Here is a 15,414-nt window from a genome sequence, read left to right as displayed (position 1 = left end):
CTTTCCTGCGTATTTTCTCCTAGTTTTGTTCAAAAATCAAATAGGAGTCCTATATCTTGTAACGATTGGGTTGGAACGCTATCCTGATAGACAACAAAATTTATCAACTTCAAAAATCCTCTTTTGCCCACAAGCATTAACTAAAGCCACTAAACGTAGACTAGTAATGCTTTCTTCAGAGACAATAGAAAAAACCCATATAATATCAACGCAGTTATGACAACCACACTTACCTCTGCTGTTAAACCAAGAGCCGAAGATAGTTTTGCCATTACCTTTGCACCATTATCTCTGGAAGAAATCTACGCCAAATCTGACGATCCAGCTAATGGTGCTGTGGTTGTGATGAGTGGTATGGTTCGCAATCAAACCGATGGTAAACCTGTGATTGCTCTAGAGTATCAAGCTTATGAACCGATGGCGTTGCGGATATTTTATCAAATTGCTGCTGATATTCGCTTATCTATGTCTGATGTGAATCGAGTCGCGATTTATCATCGTGTTGGACGTTTGCGAGTTGGGGAAATCAGCGTTTTAGTAGCTGTGGGTTCTCCTCATCGGAGTGAGGCGTTTGAAGCTTGCCAATATGCTATTGATACGCTCAAACACAATGCCCCTATATGGAAGAAAGAACATTGGGAAGATGGTTCTAGCACCTGGGTGAGTATTGGTGCGTGTGAAACATCAGGAGAAAATTGTTGATTTGACAAAGAATTCAGAAATCAGAATTCAGGAGTCAGATTGACAAAATCTTGATAAGCACAGGTAAAATGTTATGCTCTTTTTCCAAATGTGTTGAACTTATCGACACCACTCGCCAAAACCTTGAAAACCGCATCACTTCGTTGATTGGTGTCGATTGTTTCCACAGTAAGGGTTTCAGGCTACAAAATCGATTGTTTGTCGCTGTGCAAAAGTACTCTTAACGAACTCTGCAATTTCTATACGATTCCCACCGGGATCTCGAAGGAAAAACCGCACGCATCCTGGAAGTGGTCGTTGATCGGGAATAATTTCTATCCCATGCTCTTTTAGGTGTTCTTCAAAGGCGTTCAAGTTATCGACTTGGAAACAAAAATGCCGTCTAGATGCTTGGTTATTGGCGTTTTTCTCTCTACTAACGTGCAGTTCAATGTCTCCCAACTTGTACCACGCTCCTGAATCATTTTTGATGACATCAGGTCTGGCAATTTCAGTCAGTCCCAAAACTTCGCTGTAGAAAGATAGCATTACTTCCTCCACTTCAAAAGGATAGGTTACTTGAATATGATGAACTGCATTAAGCTTCATAAATTTTTCTCCTAATTTGAGTTAAATTTGGTAACGCTACAATCACCTTTTGCCGTAATACTGGCGTATTTCTAAAGTTTTTCTGTTCCAACTCACCAAACATCTATGCGACAAGTTTTCCCATACTGATGCGTTCTTCAATGAGATAGCCAAGTTTTCTATAAAACTCAACTACTTCTGCGTTGGAGACACGAACTTGGAGATTGATTTTGAGGCATCCCATCGCTATTAATACCTTCTCTGCGTGCTGCACTAGCTTGCTACCAATACCTTGCCGTTGATACTGAGGACTGACTGCAACTGTGTATAGCCAACCGCGATGCCCGTCATATCCTGCCATGATAGTGCCCACAATTACAGAGTTAATCTCAGTAACGAAAAATAACTCTGGCTGTACAGCAAGCTTCTGACTGATTACCAATTTTGGGCTGCTGTGCGACGGATTATTAGGAAACACCTCATCCCACAAAGCACTGACTAATTCAGCATCAGATTGTTGGTATGGTCTTATATTCATCTACATCTCTAAATCGAAAGACTTGCCTTTGCACATTGTTTGTGAAATACTACTCTTGAAACTACGATAAATCGATATATTTTAAGTAGTATTGCACAAAAATTACCATAAAATATCGCGTCCTGAAAGCAATTACAGGCTAATCCTAAGATGACAAACACAGAAATTCGCACTGCTCAAGTTAAAGTCCCTAACGGAGATTTGCAAATTGATGCTTACTTAGCTGAACCAGCACAAAAGGGAACCTTCCCAGCGGTGATCGTGATTCAGGAAATTTTTGGGGTTAATATTCACATTCGGGAAGTTGCTGAGAAATTTGCCAAAGAAGGGTATGTGGCGATCGCACCGACTTTATTTCAACGCACCGCCCCAGGTTACGAAGGTGGATACACCCCTGAAGATATCCAGCAAGGGAGAGGGTATAAGGAGCAGACTACAGCAGATGAAATATTGAGTGATATTAAGGCTGCGATCGCTTATTTAAGAACCTTACCAAATGTGCAAGGAGATGCGATCGGCTCTATTGGTTTCTGCTTTGGTGGTCATGTCGTTTATCTAGCTGCCACCTTACCAGATATTAAAGTTACAGCTTCCTTCTATGGTGGCGGTATTCCCAACTCAACTCCCGGCGGTGGAGAACCAACCATCACCCGCACTTCAGAGATTAAAGGCCCCATTTATGCCTTCTTTGGTCTTGATGATCAGGGAATCCCCTTAGAACATACAGAACAGATTGAGGCTGAATTGAAGAAAAATCAGATTACTCATGCTATCTTCCGTTATCCCGGTGCAGGACATGGCTTTTTCTGCAATCATCGCGCCAGCTACAATGCCGAAGCTGCTGCCGATGCTTGGAAAAATGTTCAAGAACTGTTCCAAAAGAACCTTCAGCTTCAAAAAGTCTAAATCTTTAAATTAGAAGCAATACAACACTAGAGGCGCACATCTGTGCGCCTCTACGACTGAACATAGGCAAATATTAGCCACCAAATAAGTCAAAAGCAAATAAAAAACAAAATATCACGTCCATGATTCCCACCTTCAAACAGCCACGAGTTAAGATTTTCCAACGTTTTTCACTATTCCTTTTACCTGGATTATTAACAATCTCAACAACCTTAATCAGTTGCTCAGTCCAAACCCCAAATTCAGAAAATCAAACCACTGGTTTGAAAACTAAAGTTGTCCGCATGGGATATCAAAGTTCTGGGGATATTGTCAGACTTAAAGGATTGATCGAAAAACGTCTCAAGCCTTTAGGTGTTTCCGTGGAATGGGCGCAATTTGCCGCCGGGCCACAACTGATGGAAGCGATGAATGTGGGTAGGGTTGATATTGGCTCTGTAGGCGAGACTCCCCCCATATTTGCCCAAGCAGCTGGTACATCTTTAGTTTATGTTGCTAGTAATAAACCCAGTACTGGTAAAGGAAGCGGAATTATCGTCCAAAATAATTCACCGATTCGGACTTTAGCTGATCTCAAAGGTAAAAAAGTAGTTTTTCAAAAGGGTTCTGCTTCCCATTACTTATTAATAAAAGCTTTGGAAGAGGCTGGTTTGAAATATAGTGATATTCAAGCTATTAGCCTCCCTCCTTCAGAAGCCCGTGATGCTTTTATTCAAGGCAAAATAGATGCTTGGGTAACTTGGGACCCTTATTTAGCCGTGGCCCAAAAAAAGGCCAATGCTCGTGTTTTGCGAGATGCTAGCGGCATTTCTACTCAGGGCGGATATTACATGGCTGCGCGAAAATTTACCACAGAAAATCCGAAATTAGTGCGATTAGTTCTTGAGGAGATAGATAACACAGGTCAATGGAGTGAGAAAAACCGATCGGAAGTTGTAAAACTGACTATTCCTCACCTCAAAATTGATGAAGATATTTTAACAACAATGGTTGGAAGGCGAACTTACGGGTTAAGACCAATCACACCTGAAATAATGGAAAAGCAACAGAAGATTGCAGATTTGTTTGCCAAAGAAAAAGTGATACCTAAGCCAATTAATATTAAAGAAGCGATGCTGACTAGCGAACAATATGCAGCCATCACACCGGAAACCATTAGCCAGAAATAGCGCCAGGAGATAGGAAAATGGAAGTTTTTTGGTATTTGCCGACACAGGGAGATGAGCGTTATTTAGGTACTACAATCGGCAGGCGACCAGCCACTTATCCCTATATGCAGCAAATCGCCCAAGCTGTTGATAAATTGGGCTATGGCGGGATGTTGATTGGTACTGGACAAAAACAAGATACTTGGATTGTAGCTACTTCGTTAATTTCAGTTACAGAACGCTTACGGTTTCTTGTAGCCTTTCGTCCGGCAATTATGTCGCCTTCTTTAGCAGTTAGAATGGCTGCTACTTTTGACCAGATTTCTAATGGTCGAATTATTCTGAATGTTGTCACTGGTGGCGACACAAAAGAACTTGCAAAAGATGGGATTTTCTTAGATCACGATCAGCGTTATGAACTCACAGATGAGTTTTTGACAATTTGGCGATCGCTCATGCAAGGTGAAGAAGTAAGCTATAGTGGTCGCCACTTGCAAGTTCAAGGCGCAAAACTCCAATTTCCTCCCATACAAAAGCCTTATCCCACCTTATATTTTGGTGGTTCTTCAGATGCTGCTCTCCAAGTTGCTGCCAAACACATTGATGTGTATTTAACTTGGGGTGAACCACCAGATCGAGTTGCTCAAAAGATTACAAAAGTACGCCGATTAGCAGCAGAACAAGGTAGAACAGTCCGCTTTGGGATTCGGATGCATGTCATAGTCCGCGAAACTACACAAAAAGCTTGGGATGCAGCTAATGAACTGATTCAGTATGTGGATGATGAAACCATAGCAGCTGCACATCGGCGGTTTGCTGATTCGGAATCAGAAGGACAACGCCGCATGGCCCAACTGCATAAAGGTAATCGCAAAAACTTAGAAATTAGCCCCAACTTATGGGCAGGTGTTGGCTTAGTGCGTGGAGGTGCTGGGACTGCCTTAGTTGGAGATCCAGACACAGTTGCAACGCGGATGCTGGAATATGCCGATTTAGGAATTGATACCTTCGTTTTTTCAGGTTATCCCCATCTAGAAGAAGCCTATAGAGTCGCAGAATTATTATTTCCCAGGTTGCCATTACAAACTCCAGCGATCGCATTACCGCAGCAGGTTGCAAGTACATTTAGTGAATTTGTTACCAAAACAGATTTACTCAAACCGCAACCTGTGTAAGCAATTCAAAATCCAAAAAACTAGCGTGTATTTAACTCATGACACCTTAGTACAACATTGCATAAATTCTGCAAAACTCTGCGTTCCTCTGCGCTTACTTTGCGTGCCTATGCGTTTAAAAACACTACGATTTTACGCGCATCCAATTCTTACCAAACAGAAAAAAGCATGAGTACGAAAAAACCTCAACTTAGACTAGGTGCATTCTTGTCCAGCACTGGCCATCATGTAGCATCATGGCGACACCCCGAAGCACAGGCTAATGCTGGTTTGAACTTTCAGCATCATAAAAGGCTGGCACAGACGGCAGAACGCGGCAAATTTGACATGATATTCTTTGCAGACGGTGTGGCTGTGCGCGACCGCAATCAAAGCGCCGACCTTTTGAGCCGGAATGGCAAACTCGTCCACTTTGAACCTCTCACCCTGTTGTCAGCTCTGTCTGTAGTAACGGAAAACATTGGTTTGACAGCGACAGTATCGACTACATACAACGAGCCTTATCACCTCGCCCGTAAGTTTGCATCACTGGATTATCTCAGCGGCGGTCGTGCCGGTTGGAATCTCGTGACTTCTGCTACTGAAGCTGAAGCGCTAAACTTCAATCGGGAAAAGCACATGGAGCATACCCTACGTTATCAGCGTGCCAAAGAGTTTGTGGATGTCGTCACCAAGCTTTGGGATAGTTGGGAGGACGATGCCTTCTTACATGACAAGGAATCGGGTATTTACTTCGATCCAAATAAACTGCATGTTCCCAACCACAAAGGCGAACATTTTTCAGTACGCGGCCCCCTAAATGTGGCGCGTCCCATCCAGGGTTATCCGGTGATCATTCAAGCTGGATCTTCCGAGGACGGTAAGGATCTTGCTGCACAAACGGCGGAGGTAATTTTCACTGCCCAGCAGACCTTGGCAGAAGCTCAGGCATTCTATGCAGATGTGAAGGGGAGACTGGCTCAATACGGGCGCTCACCTGACCATCTCAAAATCATGCCAGGTGTATTCCCAGTCATTGGCAAAACTGAGCAAGAAGCTAAGGACAAATTTGATCGAATTCAGGAGTTGATAGATCCGGTAGTCGGCTTAAATTTGCTTGGCTCAATGATCGGTGGATTTGACCTATCCGGCTATCCATTGGACGGATCGTTGCCGGAGCTACCAGAGACTAACGGGGGTAAAAGCCGTCAGCAACTTTTGACTGACCTAGCTAAGAGAGAGAATTTAACGATTCGACAACTGTATTTATGGATAGCTGGAGCGCGTGGGCATCGTCAGATTCTGGGCACACCAGAACAAATTGCCGATCAGCTAGAAGATTGGTTTGTCAATGGCGGGGCAGATGGCTTTAATATCATGCCGCCCTGGTTGCCCGGAGGATTGGATGAGTTTGTAGACTTGGTAATTCCTGAATTGCAACGTCGCGGTCTGTTCCGTACAGAGTATGAAGCACGAACTCTGCGCGAGAATCTCGGTTTACCTCGTCCAGTAAATCAGTTTAGCAAAGTTGCTACTCGTGAAGCGGCGATCGCCTAACTTTTTCTAAAGCAAGTTTAGCAGCAAAAAGGCTCAAGCATTCCTGCCTGAGCCATGACTAAATTCAATTTATAGACTAGCTTCAAGAGCTATATTTTTTGATCGGTAGTGGATAAGCTCAGTTAAAATTTCTGGCTATAGTAATGTAAGATGATTATCTGGATGATGTCTGGTTGAAATCTATAACCTCAACAAAATCTAAATTACTAAAGCTGGGAGTTGGGAAACTCCGGTGAAATTCCGGGACTGTGCCGCAGCTGTGATGGGATGACCCAAGTCAGAATGCCAACTCTCAGGATGTCCTCAAGACACACTCACCGTCTACTCCCTGCGTTGCACGGGGAAGGAGTTCTAAGTTTGGTTTCTGGATTTGCCACTTGTCCTGGCTTGTTTTATGCTACTCCCGCCGCAGATGGTATATTATCTCGCGTTAGAATACCAGGTGGAATTATTAGTAGTCAGCAGTGCCGTGCGATCGCAGATATAGCAGAACAGCACGGTGGCGGTTATATAGATGTGACTAATCGAGCCAACCTACAAGTTCGTGAAATCCGCACGGGGATAAATGTTGAGGTTCTGAAGTACCTACAAAATATGGGATTGGGTTCTGACAATACTGTTGTAGACCAAATCCGCAATATTATGACCAGTCCAACAGCTGGTATCGATCCCCAAGAATTAATCGACACTCGCCCTTTTGTCCAAGGTTGGGATGATTATATTGCTGCACATCCGGCGCTTTCGGGACTGTCGGCCAAATTTAGCGTTTGCTTTGATGGTGGTGGGATAATTCAGGTGTGCGATCGCTTGAATGATATCGCCTTTGCAGCTGTCTTACTTAACGATAATGTTTACTTCCGCCTCTATCTCAGTGTCGGCGAGAAGGGTCAACCGCCCAGTGATACGGGAATTTTGTTATCACCAGAGGACTGTTTGCCCGTCTTAGCAGCTTTGGCGGATGTCTATCTAGCTTATAGTCATACTACGAGTAAGCGGCGGCTACGTTTGAGAGAGTTATTGAACACTTTAGGTTGTGAAAATTATCTCCAAAAAGTTGAGCAGCGTCTACCTTTTTCTCTTTTGTACAGTGAAATAAGAAAAGACCTACTCCCTCAGCAAGGCAAGGGAGAGAAATATCAGCATATTGGCATCCATCCCCAACGTCAGCAAGGCTTATTTTACATTGGTGTCATCTTGCCTCTTGGCCGATTGGAGAGTAGACAGATGCGGGGTTTAGCAGATTTAGCAGCAAAATACGGTAGTGGAACTCTCAGGCTAACCCCTTGGCAAAATTTGCTCCTTACAGATATTCCTCGGCAATGGGTTGCTGATGTCCAAAGTGAAATTGCTTTATTAGAATTAGATTCCTCTGCAACCAACATCAAGGGTGGATTAGTTGCCTGTTCTGGAAAAAAAGGTTGCGCCGCTTCTGCCACTGACACTAAAAGTCATGCGTTGGCATTGGCAGAGTATCTTGAAACTCGCGTTACTCTCGATTACCCAGTTAATATCCACTTCACTGGCTGCGAAAAATCTTGTGCCCAGCATAGCAAAAGTGATATTACTCTCCTCGGCGTCAGCATTGAGGGTGAAAATAGAACTGTGGAAAGCTATCACGTTTATGTTGGTGACAGCAATCAGAAATTCGGACGTGAACTATATCAATATGTAACTTTTGCTGAACTACCTACATTAATAGAGCGGATGCTATATGTATATCAAATTCAACGCTTAAATTCTGATGAGTCCTTTGGAGAATTTGCTAATCGATTTGCACTGGAACAATTACAGCAATTATTTAATATAATCCCTCAATCAATTGCGAACAACAAGATTGCCACCTTTTCAGAAAAGTGGGCAATCTGAGCCTTTCGATTTTTATATGTCAATCCAAAATTTAAAATCTAAAATCCAAAATTGAATGCCCGACTATATCCGAGATGCCAACGAAATTTACCGTAATTCTTTTGCAATCATCCGGTCAGAAGCAAACCTAGATGTGCTCCCACCAGATGTAGCAAAAGTTGCTGTACGTCTCATTCATGCCTGTGGGATGACGGATATTGTCACAGACTTGGGATATTCACCAACAGCAGTGCAATCCGCAAGGGCAGCACTGGCAGCAGGAGCGCCAATTCTCTGCGATTGCCGAATGGTTGCCGATGGCGTTACCAGACGGAGGTTGTCTGCAAACAATCAAGTTATCTGTACCCTCAACGAACCAGAAGTGCCAGAACTTGCCCAGCGTATGGGTACTACAAGGTCGGCAGCAGCTTTAGAGTTATGGCGATCGCACCTAGAAGGAGCGGTAATTGCAATTGGCAATGCGCCCACAGCCCTATTCAGACTATTAGAAATGCTCGATGAGGGAGCGCCCAAACCTGCGATTATCTTGGGCTTTCCAGTGGGGTTTGTCGGTGCAGTGGAATCGAAAGCCGCACTGGCAGCAGATAGTAGAAATGTACCATTTTTAACCTTACACGGTCGGCGCGGTGGAAGTGCGATCGCGGCAGCAGCAGTTAACGCCCTGGCAACGGAGGAAGAATGAATATGCAACCAAAAGGTCGTCTTTATGGAATTGGTGTCGGCCCAGGCGATCCCGAACTATTGACTCTGAAAGCGCTGCGGCTATTACGTGCTGCTCCTGTGGTAGCTTATCAATCAGCCACAGATAAACAAAGTATCGCTAGAGCGATCGTGGCGCAGTATCTTCTTGGTAATCAAATCGAGGTACTATTTCACCTCCCCCGCGCTTTGGAACCAGAAAAGGCAAAGTCTATTTATGACAAGGAAATTGAACCAATCACCGACCATTTAGCAGCAGGTCGAGATGTCGTGGTGCTATGTGAGGGCGATCCATTTTTCTATGGCTCATTTATGTACCTGTTCACGCGGTTATGCGATCAATACGAAACAGAAGTTGTCCCCGGAGTTTCCTCGCTAATGGCTTGTCCGGTAGCTTTGGGTGTACCTTTCACCTACTACACCGATATTCTCACCGTCTTACCCGCCCCATTGCCAGCAGAAGAACTGACTACTCATCTGCTGATGACCGATGCAGCGGCGATTATGAAATTAGGTCGTCACTTTACCAAAGTACGAGATATCCTGCATAAATTAGGCTTAGCATCACGGGCAAGATATATTGAGCGGGCATCAACATCACAGCAACGCATTATCCCCCTAGATGAAGTTGATCCAGCCGAAGTACCCTATTTCTCGATGATTGTGATTCCTACCAAGAATCGACTATAAACCTACTTTTCTTTTTGGTAAAGGTATTGTTTAACCTATGATTTAGACTTTACCATAAAGAAATACTTCAAAAAAAGTTGATGCCTTCTAATAGCACCTTCACTCCTGATACGATCGCTGCTGGCTTTCATGCCCTGTCTGACCCCCTACGGATTAAGATATTAGAACTGCTGCGCTCTCAAGAACTATGCGTGTGTGACCTTTGTGACCACCTGGGAACCACTCAGTCTAAACTGTCTTTTCACCTCAAAACCCTGAAAGAAGCGGGTTTAGTTTGCGCTCGTCAAGAAGGGCGCTGGATTTACTACAGCCTCAATCTGCCACAGTTTGTTGCCTTAGAGCAGTATTTAGCAGAATTCCGTTGCTTTAGCCCAATATTGCCTATTCGTCCCCCCTGCGAGACTTGAAAATTCATCAATTTTTTTTGTAATGTTTTGTTTACTTATAGTTATATACGGATTATCAAATCAATTTTTTTTGAAATGATGGAGATATACTCTTTATAGAACTTACCGAATTTTAGATTTTCAATTTTGGATGTTGGATTGAATAATCTGAAATTCCTGCTCGAAGCTCCTGCATTCATATATGGGGTTAATTGTAATGAACAAAAAGACTTTAAACCCACATTCCGCACTTCATTTTGTAATATACATACTAGTATGAAACTTTTTTATAACCCTTAAATAAAAATACTTAATTTATTTAGTAATTAATATAGGCAGTATTGCAAATCTTGCTAACTGCTCGAAATTAGTAAGGTATTGACACTAAATGCAAAAGAAAAAAGGTGAGAGAATAAATGATAATTAGTTTTCATAAAATAAAATTGAGCAAAAAAGATGGATTACCAAAAAGAAGAGTTTGAGAGTAAAAACTTGGATCACTTGGGAATAGTAGCAGGAATAATTGATGATATAGGAATTGTTGAAAAAATCAATGAGATATTTTTAATTGATAGTAGAGAAAAAATCAATACAGGAGAAGTAGTCAAAGCAATCATTCTGAATGGGCTTGGTTTTGTCTCAAAACCATTATATTTGTTTTCTCAATTTTTTGAAGATAAAGCCATAGAACATTTATTAGGAGAAGGAATTAAACCAGAAGATTTAAACGATGATAAACTGGGAAGAGTTATGGATAAACTATATAGATATGGACTGAGTAAATTATTTTTAATAATTGCCTTAGAGTTAGTAAAAAAATATAAAATATCGACCAAATATTCTCACTTAGATTCAACTTCCTTGCATTTGCATGGAGAATATAATAATCGCCTAGATAATCAGGAAAAAGAATTAGAAATAATTTCATATAATCCGATTTTAATCACACAGGGATATTCTCGTGACCACAGACCAGATTTAAAGCAATGTCTCTTAGATTTAATAGTAAGTAGTGATGGAGATATTCCATTATTTTTTAGGGGAGGGTCAGGAAATGAATCAGATAAAGCTGTTTTTGGCAAAATTTTAGTAGAGTATTCTAAACAAATAGATTTTGAAAGCATCATGGTAGCTGATAGTGCTTTATATAGCGAGAAGAAATTGAAATTAATGGAGAACATAAAATGGATAAGTCGAGTACCATTATCGATTAAAAAAGCTAAAAATTTGGTAAAAGCATTCTTCAGTAAAGAACTAAATAAAACTGAAATAAAAGGATGTAGCTATCAATTAGAAAAAGTGACTTATGGGGGAATAGAACAAAGATGGTTATTAGTAGAAAGTGAAGACAGAAAAAAAGCAGACCTGAAAAAGTTAACACAGAAAATCAAGTCAGAATTCCTAAAAATTGGAAAACAAATAGCTAAGTTAGCTGCATATGAATTTGAACAGCCATCGTCAGCAATATGTAAAATTAAAGAACTTGAGTCCCAACTAAAATATCATAAAATCTCGGAAGTCAAAATTATTGAGAAGGAAATTAAAGATAAAAAAGTAATTTATAAAGTTGTAGGTGAACTGAGAGAAAATCAGCAATTAATTACGGAAAATCAAAATAGTCCATAATTTATTTTTCTTTATAGTTACTTGGGCGTCCAAATTATAATTTTATATTTTCTCTCAACGTAGTTTACTTATACTACTAATTGAAGTGCGGAATGTAGGCTAAAACAAATTGACTATTGAGCATCCAAAAAAAGATAACCTCCTGGCAGATTGAACCAGGAGATTTAAAAAAATTGATTCATCTTTACAAACGTTGTAGCAGGCTCAAACCGTGGCTATCAGTACCACAGGTATTGAAAAGAAAGTATTCATCAGCTAACTTTTGCACTTGTTCTGATTCTAATACGCTGGGTTTCCAGGGGTTAGGGTTATTGTAAGCGTAGAAAGTTTCCACACCATCGATGCCCTTTTGCGCCGCAGCTGGAATTAAATCGAAAAGCGATCGCTTGTAACGAGCTGGATGAGCCAGAACTGCCAATCCCCCAGCTTCATGAATAGCGGCAATCACGTTCCTTGCCTGATATTCTTGCCCTGTAGTCGGTCTTCTTTGCAGATAGGGTTTCATACTAGGGTGTTCTGTTGCAAAAGCGTAAGCCAAAATGTGAACTTCTATATTCAAAAGGTTGGCATTGATTTCCACGCCACTCCACAGGTGAGGAGTGGTTGCATGAGAATTATTCCACTTCCAATCTTCTAACCAAGCAAGTGCAGCCTGATAGCCGATAATGCCATGATGATCGGTGATGGCTAACCCTTTTAGCCCAATAGCGATCGCCTGCTCCATCAATCCACTCGGCTGCAATTTGCCATCCGAGAAGACAGTGTGCATGTGAAAGTTGAATAACTTTGGACAACTATGTGCATCAATGTTACGGAATACTTGCTTTAAAAGTTCTGCCGAAGTTGTAGTACGGGCCAAATTTACAACCATAACCCCCTCTGAAGAAAAATATATATTCTTAACACACCAAAATGCTACATCTCTGGATGAGAAAGAACCAACACTAAAAATTAGTCTCGGCTGCTACTTTCTCAGCTTTCTCAGCAAATTTTTCAATATGTTAAGACTACGTTAGCAAATCTTAATCTCAGTAGTCATGGGTGTTTTCGAGTACTTTATATTTAAGTAGTAATAAATATTGCATCCAAAATTCCATAACTACACCTGTAGTATCTGTGGTAAATGACTTAGATACTATAGGTTTAGTAGAGTAATTATCTATAATCAGCCGGAAATGCAACTATATATTGCGTATAAAAAACATTATTTATCTCAGTAATTACAACTTTTGTCTAATCAATAATGAATTCAGCGTAGGCGTAGCCCGCCGCAGGCATCGCCAAAGTCAGAAAATTCTGTGATTGAAAACAGATAAGGGACTGACAAATAAAAAAATATCCAACTATTTATTTTGGGGTGGGCGACACGAGCGCCCAGTAGCCAAAGGCGCTCATGTTGCCCACCCCACAAGATTGGATAATTTATTTCTTAGAAGTCCCTAATTATCTACAATAGTTCACAATAAAACTAGCGATCGGTTGCAAATCACTCTGACTTTTCACCGGATCTAGAAAGTCTCTCTCCTCAAAGGAGAGAGGCTTTGAAACCCCCATTCCCTCGTAGGGAAGGGGGGCTGGGGGGTTAGGTTTCCGAGGCTTTGATGTTACGAAAAATACTTTTCAAACACCCTCTTAAGTCCCCTGCTTCTATTACAGCAGATTGCGAGTTGGTGAGGTACAAAAATACCCCACCCTAACCCTCCCCGATGCATTGGGAGGGAACTAGATTTTCTGGTTTCCCCCCAATACATCGGGGGGATTAAGGGGGGTAATTCTACTTGTGTGTACACCGTAGGTATGTATTGGGGAGGGAACTAGATTTCTTTTTCCCCCAATAAACGGGGGGATTAACGAACTTTGGGGGTTTAAGTCCCCAGCAAGACAGACCCCGACCCAAAACGTAATTGCGAATGGGCGAAAAAGCGAATTGCGAATTGTTTTAAGGGGGGTAATTCACCATAGCCCCAAGCAAGCGAAGGGTGTACTTCATTTACTTGCAAAGTGCTGTAAGCAGCGCGAATTGAAGCCTCAGCTAAATCAAGAGAAGTTTTGTGGACCCAAACCGTCCCCACAACAGCACTCAACTCTTAGAGACGCTCTCGCGTTCGTCACAAAACTTAATTACGAATTACGAATTACGAATTATTTTAATGGGTGCGCCTAATTTAGTCTTGGGTGCTTCTCATTAGAACCTAGTTAAAAAGAGGCTTTGATACTTTTCAAAGATGTGTTTTAGCTAAAAGCCGAAGGCTCAAATGAGCAAAGAGCCTTCGGCGATTTATGAATCTACTAGCCTTTCGAGCCTAACTCTATTTGCAGGAGTTAATACTCTTTGTGAGTAGAGTTTAACGACTACCGCCGAGGACTAGGACTACTACTACTTACTACTACCAGCTAAGACGAAACCACCAGAACTAGAATTACCCTCATTGGCAGACGCGCCAAGAATCGATTGAGTCAAGGTGTTTGGACCAGTTGCATTAGCACTGCCTTCAGAAGTACCTAGGTTGCCAGTTGCTTTGAAGGTAGACGTAACAGTTTTCTTAACGAACAAGTTTTCAAAAAAAGTAAAGGTACCACCAATAACTTCTTCAGAGGTATTTTCCAAGTATTTTAGATCAGAAATAATCATTTGAGTTTCTCCTGGGAATTGTAATCTTTTTGGGTCTTTTTGTCGTAATCAACTTGTTTTGTTGCCTACATAATTACTATAGTTTATTTTTCCGAAAAGTCAATCTTTTTTGAATAATTTTTGATTTAAAAAACCAATATATCTTCGTTTATTTTTCATTGTATATACATTATTTAATAATTATCAAAAATCGCATAGCAAAATCAGGCAGATTTTAAAATTAGTCCTGCCCAAAAAGACTTTTAGCGATTTAAATTAATTTTAAATCACGTTAAATAGCACCATTTAAATGCGTTTATAAAATGCTAAAAAGAAAAACCTATTAAATTTGTAAGTAGAAAATACCAGTGTTGATGATATTTTTTAAATCTATAAATACCTCCACTGATTTGTCGTAATCGGTTTGAGAGATGGTAGTGGTGCAGCAGCAAATACAGCTGCTGCAATATTAGGACGACAATCTTTGCGGTACTGGAGTCCAAGATATCCTGACCACATCTCTCAAAACCTTATAAAACCTAGATTTATGTGTTTCGGACTGTGCCCAAATTATTAGCCACCAAAAAGTATCGAAACCTCTTCTGGGTAAAGATTACGAAATATGCGATCGCAAAGCTTATGATAATTGTGAGGATCGCAATGTTTTTACTAATAGTCCCACCAAACAGAAAAGTATCTTGGTAACAACGCTGATTTGAGAATGGAGCGATCGCAATCTGCTGTAAAAGGAATTCTTTTTAGATCAAAGCTTTCGTGAGTTGATCCCTGTGTAAATTCTCCCGAATCCCAATCACCAGCCCCCGGTATTTTATCCAGATGTTAATTGTGAGCAAAATTTCCTGACTGAAAATTAGTTTCCATGCTCTTGAATAAAACCTGACGCTTTTCGACAGCCTTGTGGTCAACAGCCTTGTCGTTAGTAACATTGTGTGACATAATTGTA

At 41.3% G+C, this 15,414-nt stretch carries 16 protein-coding genes and 1 riboswitch; of the genes, 12 read left to right on the top strand and 4 right to left on the bottom strand.

Annotation, left to right across the window (positions count from 1 at the left end; translation table 11 throughout):
* The coding region (locus HWQ40_RS17785) for a hypothetical protein (protein WP_292779976.1) at positions 1–220 on the top strand (220 nt) is incomplete at its 5' end.
* Positions 217–702 carry a molybdenum cofactor biosynthesis protein MoaE gene (locus HWQ40_RS17780; RefSeq protein ID WP_292779975.1) on the top strand — a complete coding sequence of 162 codons (486 nt, stop codon included), beginning with the start codon at positions 217–219 and terminating at the stop codon, positions 700–702. The genes HWQ40_RS17785 and HWQ40_RS17780, both read left to right, overlap by 4 nt.
* 177 nt (positions 703–879) lie before the next feature.
* Here the strand turns inward: HWQ40_RS17780 and HWQ40_RS17775 are convergent, their stop codons facing one another.
* Positions 880–1,290, bottom strand: a complete 411-nt coding sequence (locus tag HWQ40_RS17775; RefSeq protein WP_292779974.1) for a VOC family protein — start codon at positions 1,288–1,290, stop codon at positions 880–882.
* A gap of 103 nt (positions 1,291–1,393) precedes the next feature.
* Positions 1,394–1,807, bottom strand: a complete 414-nt coding sequence (locus tag HWQ40_RS17770) for a GNAT family acetyltransferase (RefSeq protein WP_292779972.1) — start codon at positions 1,805–1,807, stop codon at positions 1,394–1,396.
* Between the two features lie 150 nt (positions 1,808–1,957).
* On the opposite strand from HWQ40_RS17770, the gene HWQ40_RS17765 reads away from it, so the two are divergent.
* The 9 genes from HWQ40_RS17765 to HWQ40_RS17725 all read left to right on the top strand — a co-directional run bounded on the left by HWQ40_RS17765 (position 1,958) and on the right by HWQ40_RS17725 (position 11,839).
* Positions 1,958–2,713 carry a dienelactone hydrolase family protein gene (locus tag HWQ40_RS17765; protein ID WP_292779970.1) on the top strand — a complete coding sequence of 252 codons (756 nt, stop codon included), beginning with the start codon at positions 1,958–1,960 and terminating at the stop codon, positions 2,711–2,713.
* A gap of 122 nt (positions 2,714–2,835) precedes the next feature.
* Positions 2,836–3,882, top strand: a complete 1,047-nt coding sequence (locus HWQ40_RS17760) for a sulfonate ABC transporter substrate-binding protein (protein ID WP_292779969.1) — start codon at positions 2,836–2,838, stop codon at positions 3,880–3,882.
* Between the two features lie 17 nt (positions 3,883–3,899).
* Positions 3,900–5,036, top strand: a complete 1,137-nt coding sequence (ssuD, locus tag HWQ40_RS17755; protein ID WP_292779967.1) for an FMNH2-dependent alkanesulfonate monooxygenase — start codon at positions 3,900–3,902, stop codon at positions 5,034–5,036.
* 168 nt (positions 5,037–5,204) lie between these two features.
* On the top strand, positions 5,205–6,572 hold the full coding sequence (locus HWQ40_RS17750) for an LLM class flavin-dependent oxidoreductase (RefSeq protein WP_292779965.1): 1,368 nt from the start codon (positions 5,205–5,207) through the stop codon (positions 6,570–6,572).
* A gap of 199 nt (positions 6,573–6,771) precedes the next feature.
* Positions 6,772–6,881: riboswitch (cobalamin riboswitch) on the top strand.
* On the top strand, positions 6,840–8,438 hold the full coding sequence (gene cobG, locus HWQ40_RS17745) for a precorrin-3B synthase (protein WP_292779964.1): 1,599 nt from the start codon (positions 6,840–6,842) through the stop codon (positions 8,436–8,438). (Overlaps the previous riboswitch by 42 nt.)
* Before the next feature lie 55 nt (positions 8,439–8,493).
* Positions 8,494–9,120 carry a precorrin-8X methylmutase gene (locus tag HWQ40_RS17740; protein WP_292779962.1) on the top strand — a complete coding sequence of 209 codons (627 nt, stop codon included), beginning with the start codon at positions 8,494–8,496 and terminating at the stop codon, positions 9,118–9,120.
* 2 nt (positions 9,121–9,122) lie between these two features.
* Positions 9,123–9,827 (top strand): precorrin-2 C(20)-methyltransferase, encoded by a 705-nt coding sequence (locus HWQ40_RS17735; protein ID WP_292779979.1) that lies wholly within the window; start codon positions 9,123–9,125, stop codon positions 9,825–9,827.
* Between the two features lie 80 nt (positions 9,828–9,907).
* Positions 9,908–10,234, top strand: a complete 327-nt coding sequence (locus tag HWQ40_RS17730) for a metalloregulator ArsR/SmtB family transcription factor (protein ID WP_292779960.1) — start codon at positions 9,908–9,910, stop codon at positions 10,232–10,234.
* Positions 10,235–10,669: 435 nt separating this feature from the next.
* Positions 10,670–11,839: an IS1634 family transposase gene (locus tag HWQ40_RS17725; RefSeq protein ID WP_292779958.1), complete on the top strand. Its 1,170-nt coding sequence runs from the start codon at positions 10,670–10,672 to the stop codon at positions 11,837–11,839.
* 184 nt (positions 11,840–12,023) lie between these two features.
* Here the strand turns inward: HWQ40_RS17725 and HWQ40_RS17720 are convergent, their stop codons facing one another.
* A complete protein-coding gene (locus tag HWQ40_RS17720) occupies positions 12,024–12,710 on the bottom strand; it encodes a PHP domain-containing protein (RefSeq protein ID WP_292779957.1) in 687 nt (228 codons plus the stop codon).
* Between the two features lie 1,180 nt (positions 12,711–13,890).
* On the opposite strand from HWQ40_RS17720, the gene HWQ40_RS17715 reads away from it, so the two are divergent.
* A complete protein-coding gene (locus tag HWQ40_RS17715) occupies positions 13,891–14,028 on the top strand; it encodes a hypothetical protein (RefSeq protein ID WP_292779956.1) in 138 nt (45 codons plus the stop codon).
* Positions 14,029–14,216: 188 nt separating this feature from the next.
* On the opposite strand, the gene HWQ40_RS17710 is transcribed toward HWQ40_RS17715, so the two are convergent.
* Positions 14,217–14,471 (bottom strand): hypothetical protein, encoded by a 255-nt coding sequence (locus tag HWQ40_RS17710; RefSeq protein WP_292779955.1) that lies wholly within the window; start codon positions 14,469–14,471, stop codon positions 14,217–14,219.
* Between the last annotated feature and the right edge of the window lie 943 nt (positions 14,472–15,414).

Origin of the sequence: Nostoc sp. NMS9 (genome assembly GCF_017114995.1) — a bacterium.
Lineage (GTDB): Bacteria > Cyanobacteriota > Cyanobacteriia > Cyanobacteriales > Nostocaceae > Nostoc.
This window is presented reverse-complemented; position numbering and strand designations above follow the sequence as displayed.

Excerpts from the sequence above, each read along its gene's own strand:
- HWQ40_RS17780 (WP_292779975.1), top strand. The coding sequence starts at position 217 with ATGACAACCACACTTACCTCTGCTGTTAAACCAAGAGCCGAAGATAGT.
- HWQ40_RS17775 (WP_292779974.1), bottom strand. The coding sequence starts at position 1,290 with ATGAAGCTTAATGCAGTTCATCATATTCAAGTAACCTATCCTTTTGAA.
- HWQ40_RS17770 (WP_292779972.1), bottom strand. The coding sequence starts at position 1,807 with ATGAATATAAGACCATACCAACAATCTGATGCTGAATTAGTCAGTGCT.
- HWQ40_RS17765 (WP_292779970.1), top strand. The coding sequence starts at position 1,958 with ATGACAAACACAGAAATTCGCACTGCTCAAGTTAAAGTCCCTAACGGA.
- HWQ40_RS17760 (WP_292779969.1), top strand. The coding sequence starts at position 2,836 with ATGATTCCCACCTTCAAACAGCCACGAGTTAAGATTTTCCAACGTTTT.
- ssuD (WP_292779967.1), top strand. The coding sequence starts at position 3,900 with ATGGAAGTTTTTTGGTATTTGCCGACACAGGGAGATGAGCGTTATTTA.
- HWQ40_RS17750 (WP_292779965.1), top strand. The coding sequence starts at position 5,205 with ATGAGTACGAAAAAACCTCAACTTAGACTAGGTGCATTCTTGTCCAGC.
- cobG (WP_292779964.1), top strand. The coding sequence starts at position 6,840 with ATGACCCAAGTCAGAATGCCAACTCTCAGGATGTCCTCAAGACACACT.
- HWQ40_RS17740 (WP_292779962.1), top strand. The coding sequence starts at position 8,494 with ATGCCCGACTATATCCGAGATGCCAACGAAATTTACCGTAATTCTTTT.
- HWQ40_RS17735 (WP_292779979.1), top strand. The coding sequence starts at position 9,123 with ATGCAACCAAAAGGTCGTCTTTATGGAATTGGTGTCGGCCCAGGCGAT.
- HWQ40_RS17730 (WP_292779960.1), top strand. The coding sequence starts at position 9,908 with ATGCCTTCTAATAGCACCTTCACTCCTGATACGATCGCTGCTGGCTTT.
- HWQ40_RS17725 (WP_292779958.1), top strand. The coding sequence starts at position 10,670 with ATGGATTACCAAAAAGAAGAGTTTGAGAGTAAAAACTTGGATCACTTG.
- HWQ40_RS17720 (WP_292779957.1), bottom strand. The coding sequence starts at position 12,710 with ATGGTTGTAAATTTGGCCCGTACTACAACTTCGGCAGAACTTTTAAAG.
- HWQ40_RS17710 (WP_292779955.1), bottom strand. The coding sequence starts at position 14,471 with ATGATTATTTCTGATCTAAAATACTTGGAAAATACCTCTGAAGAAGTT.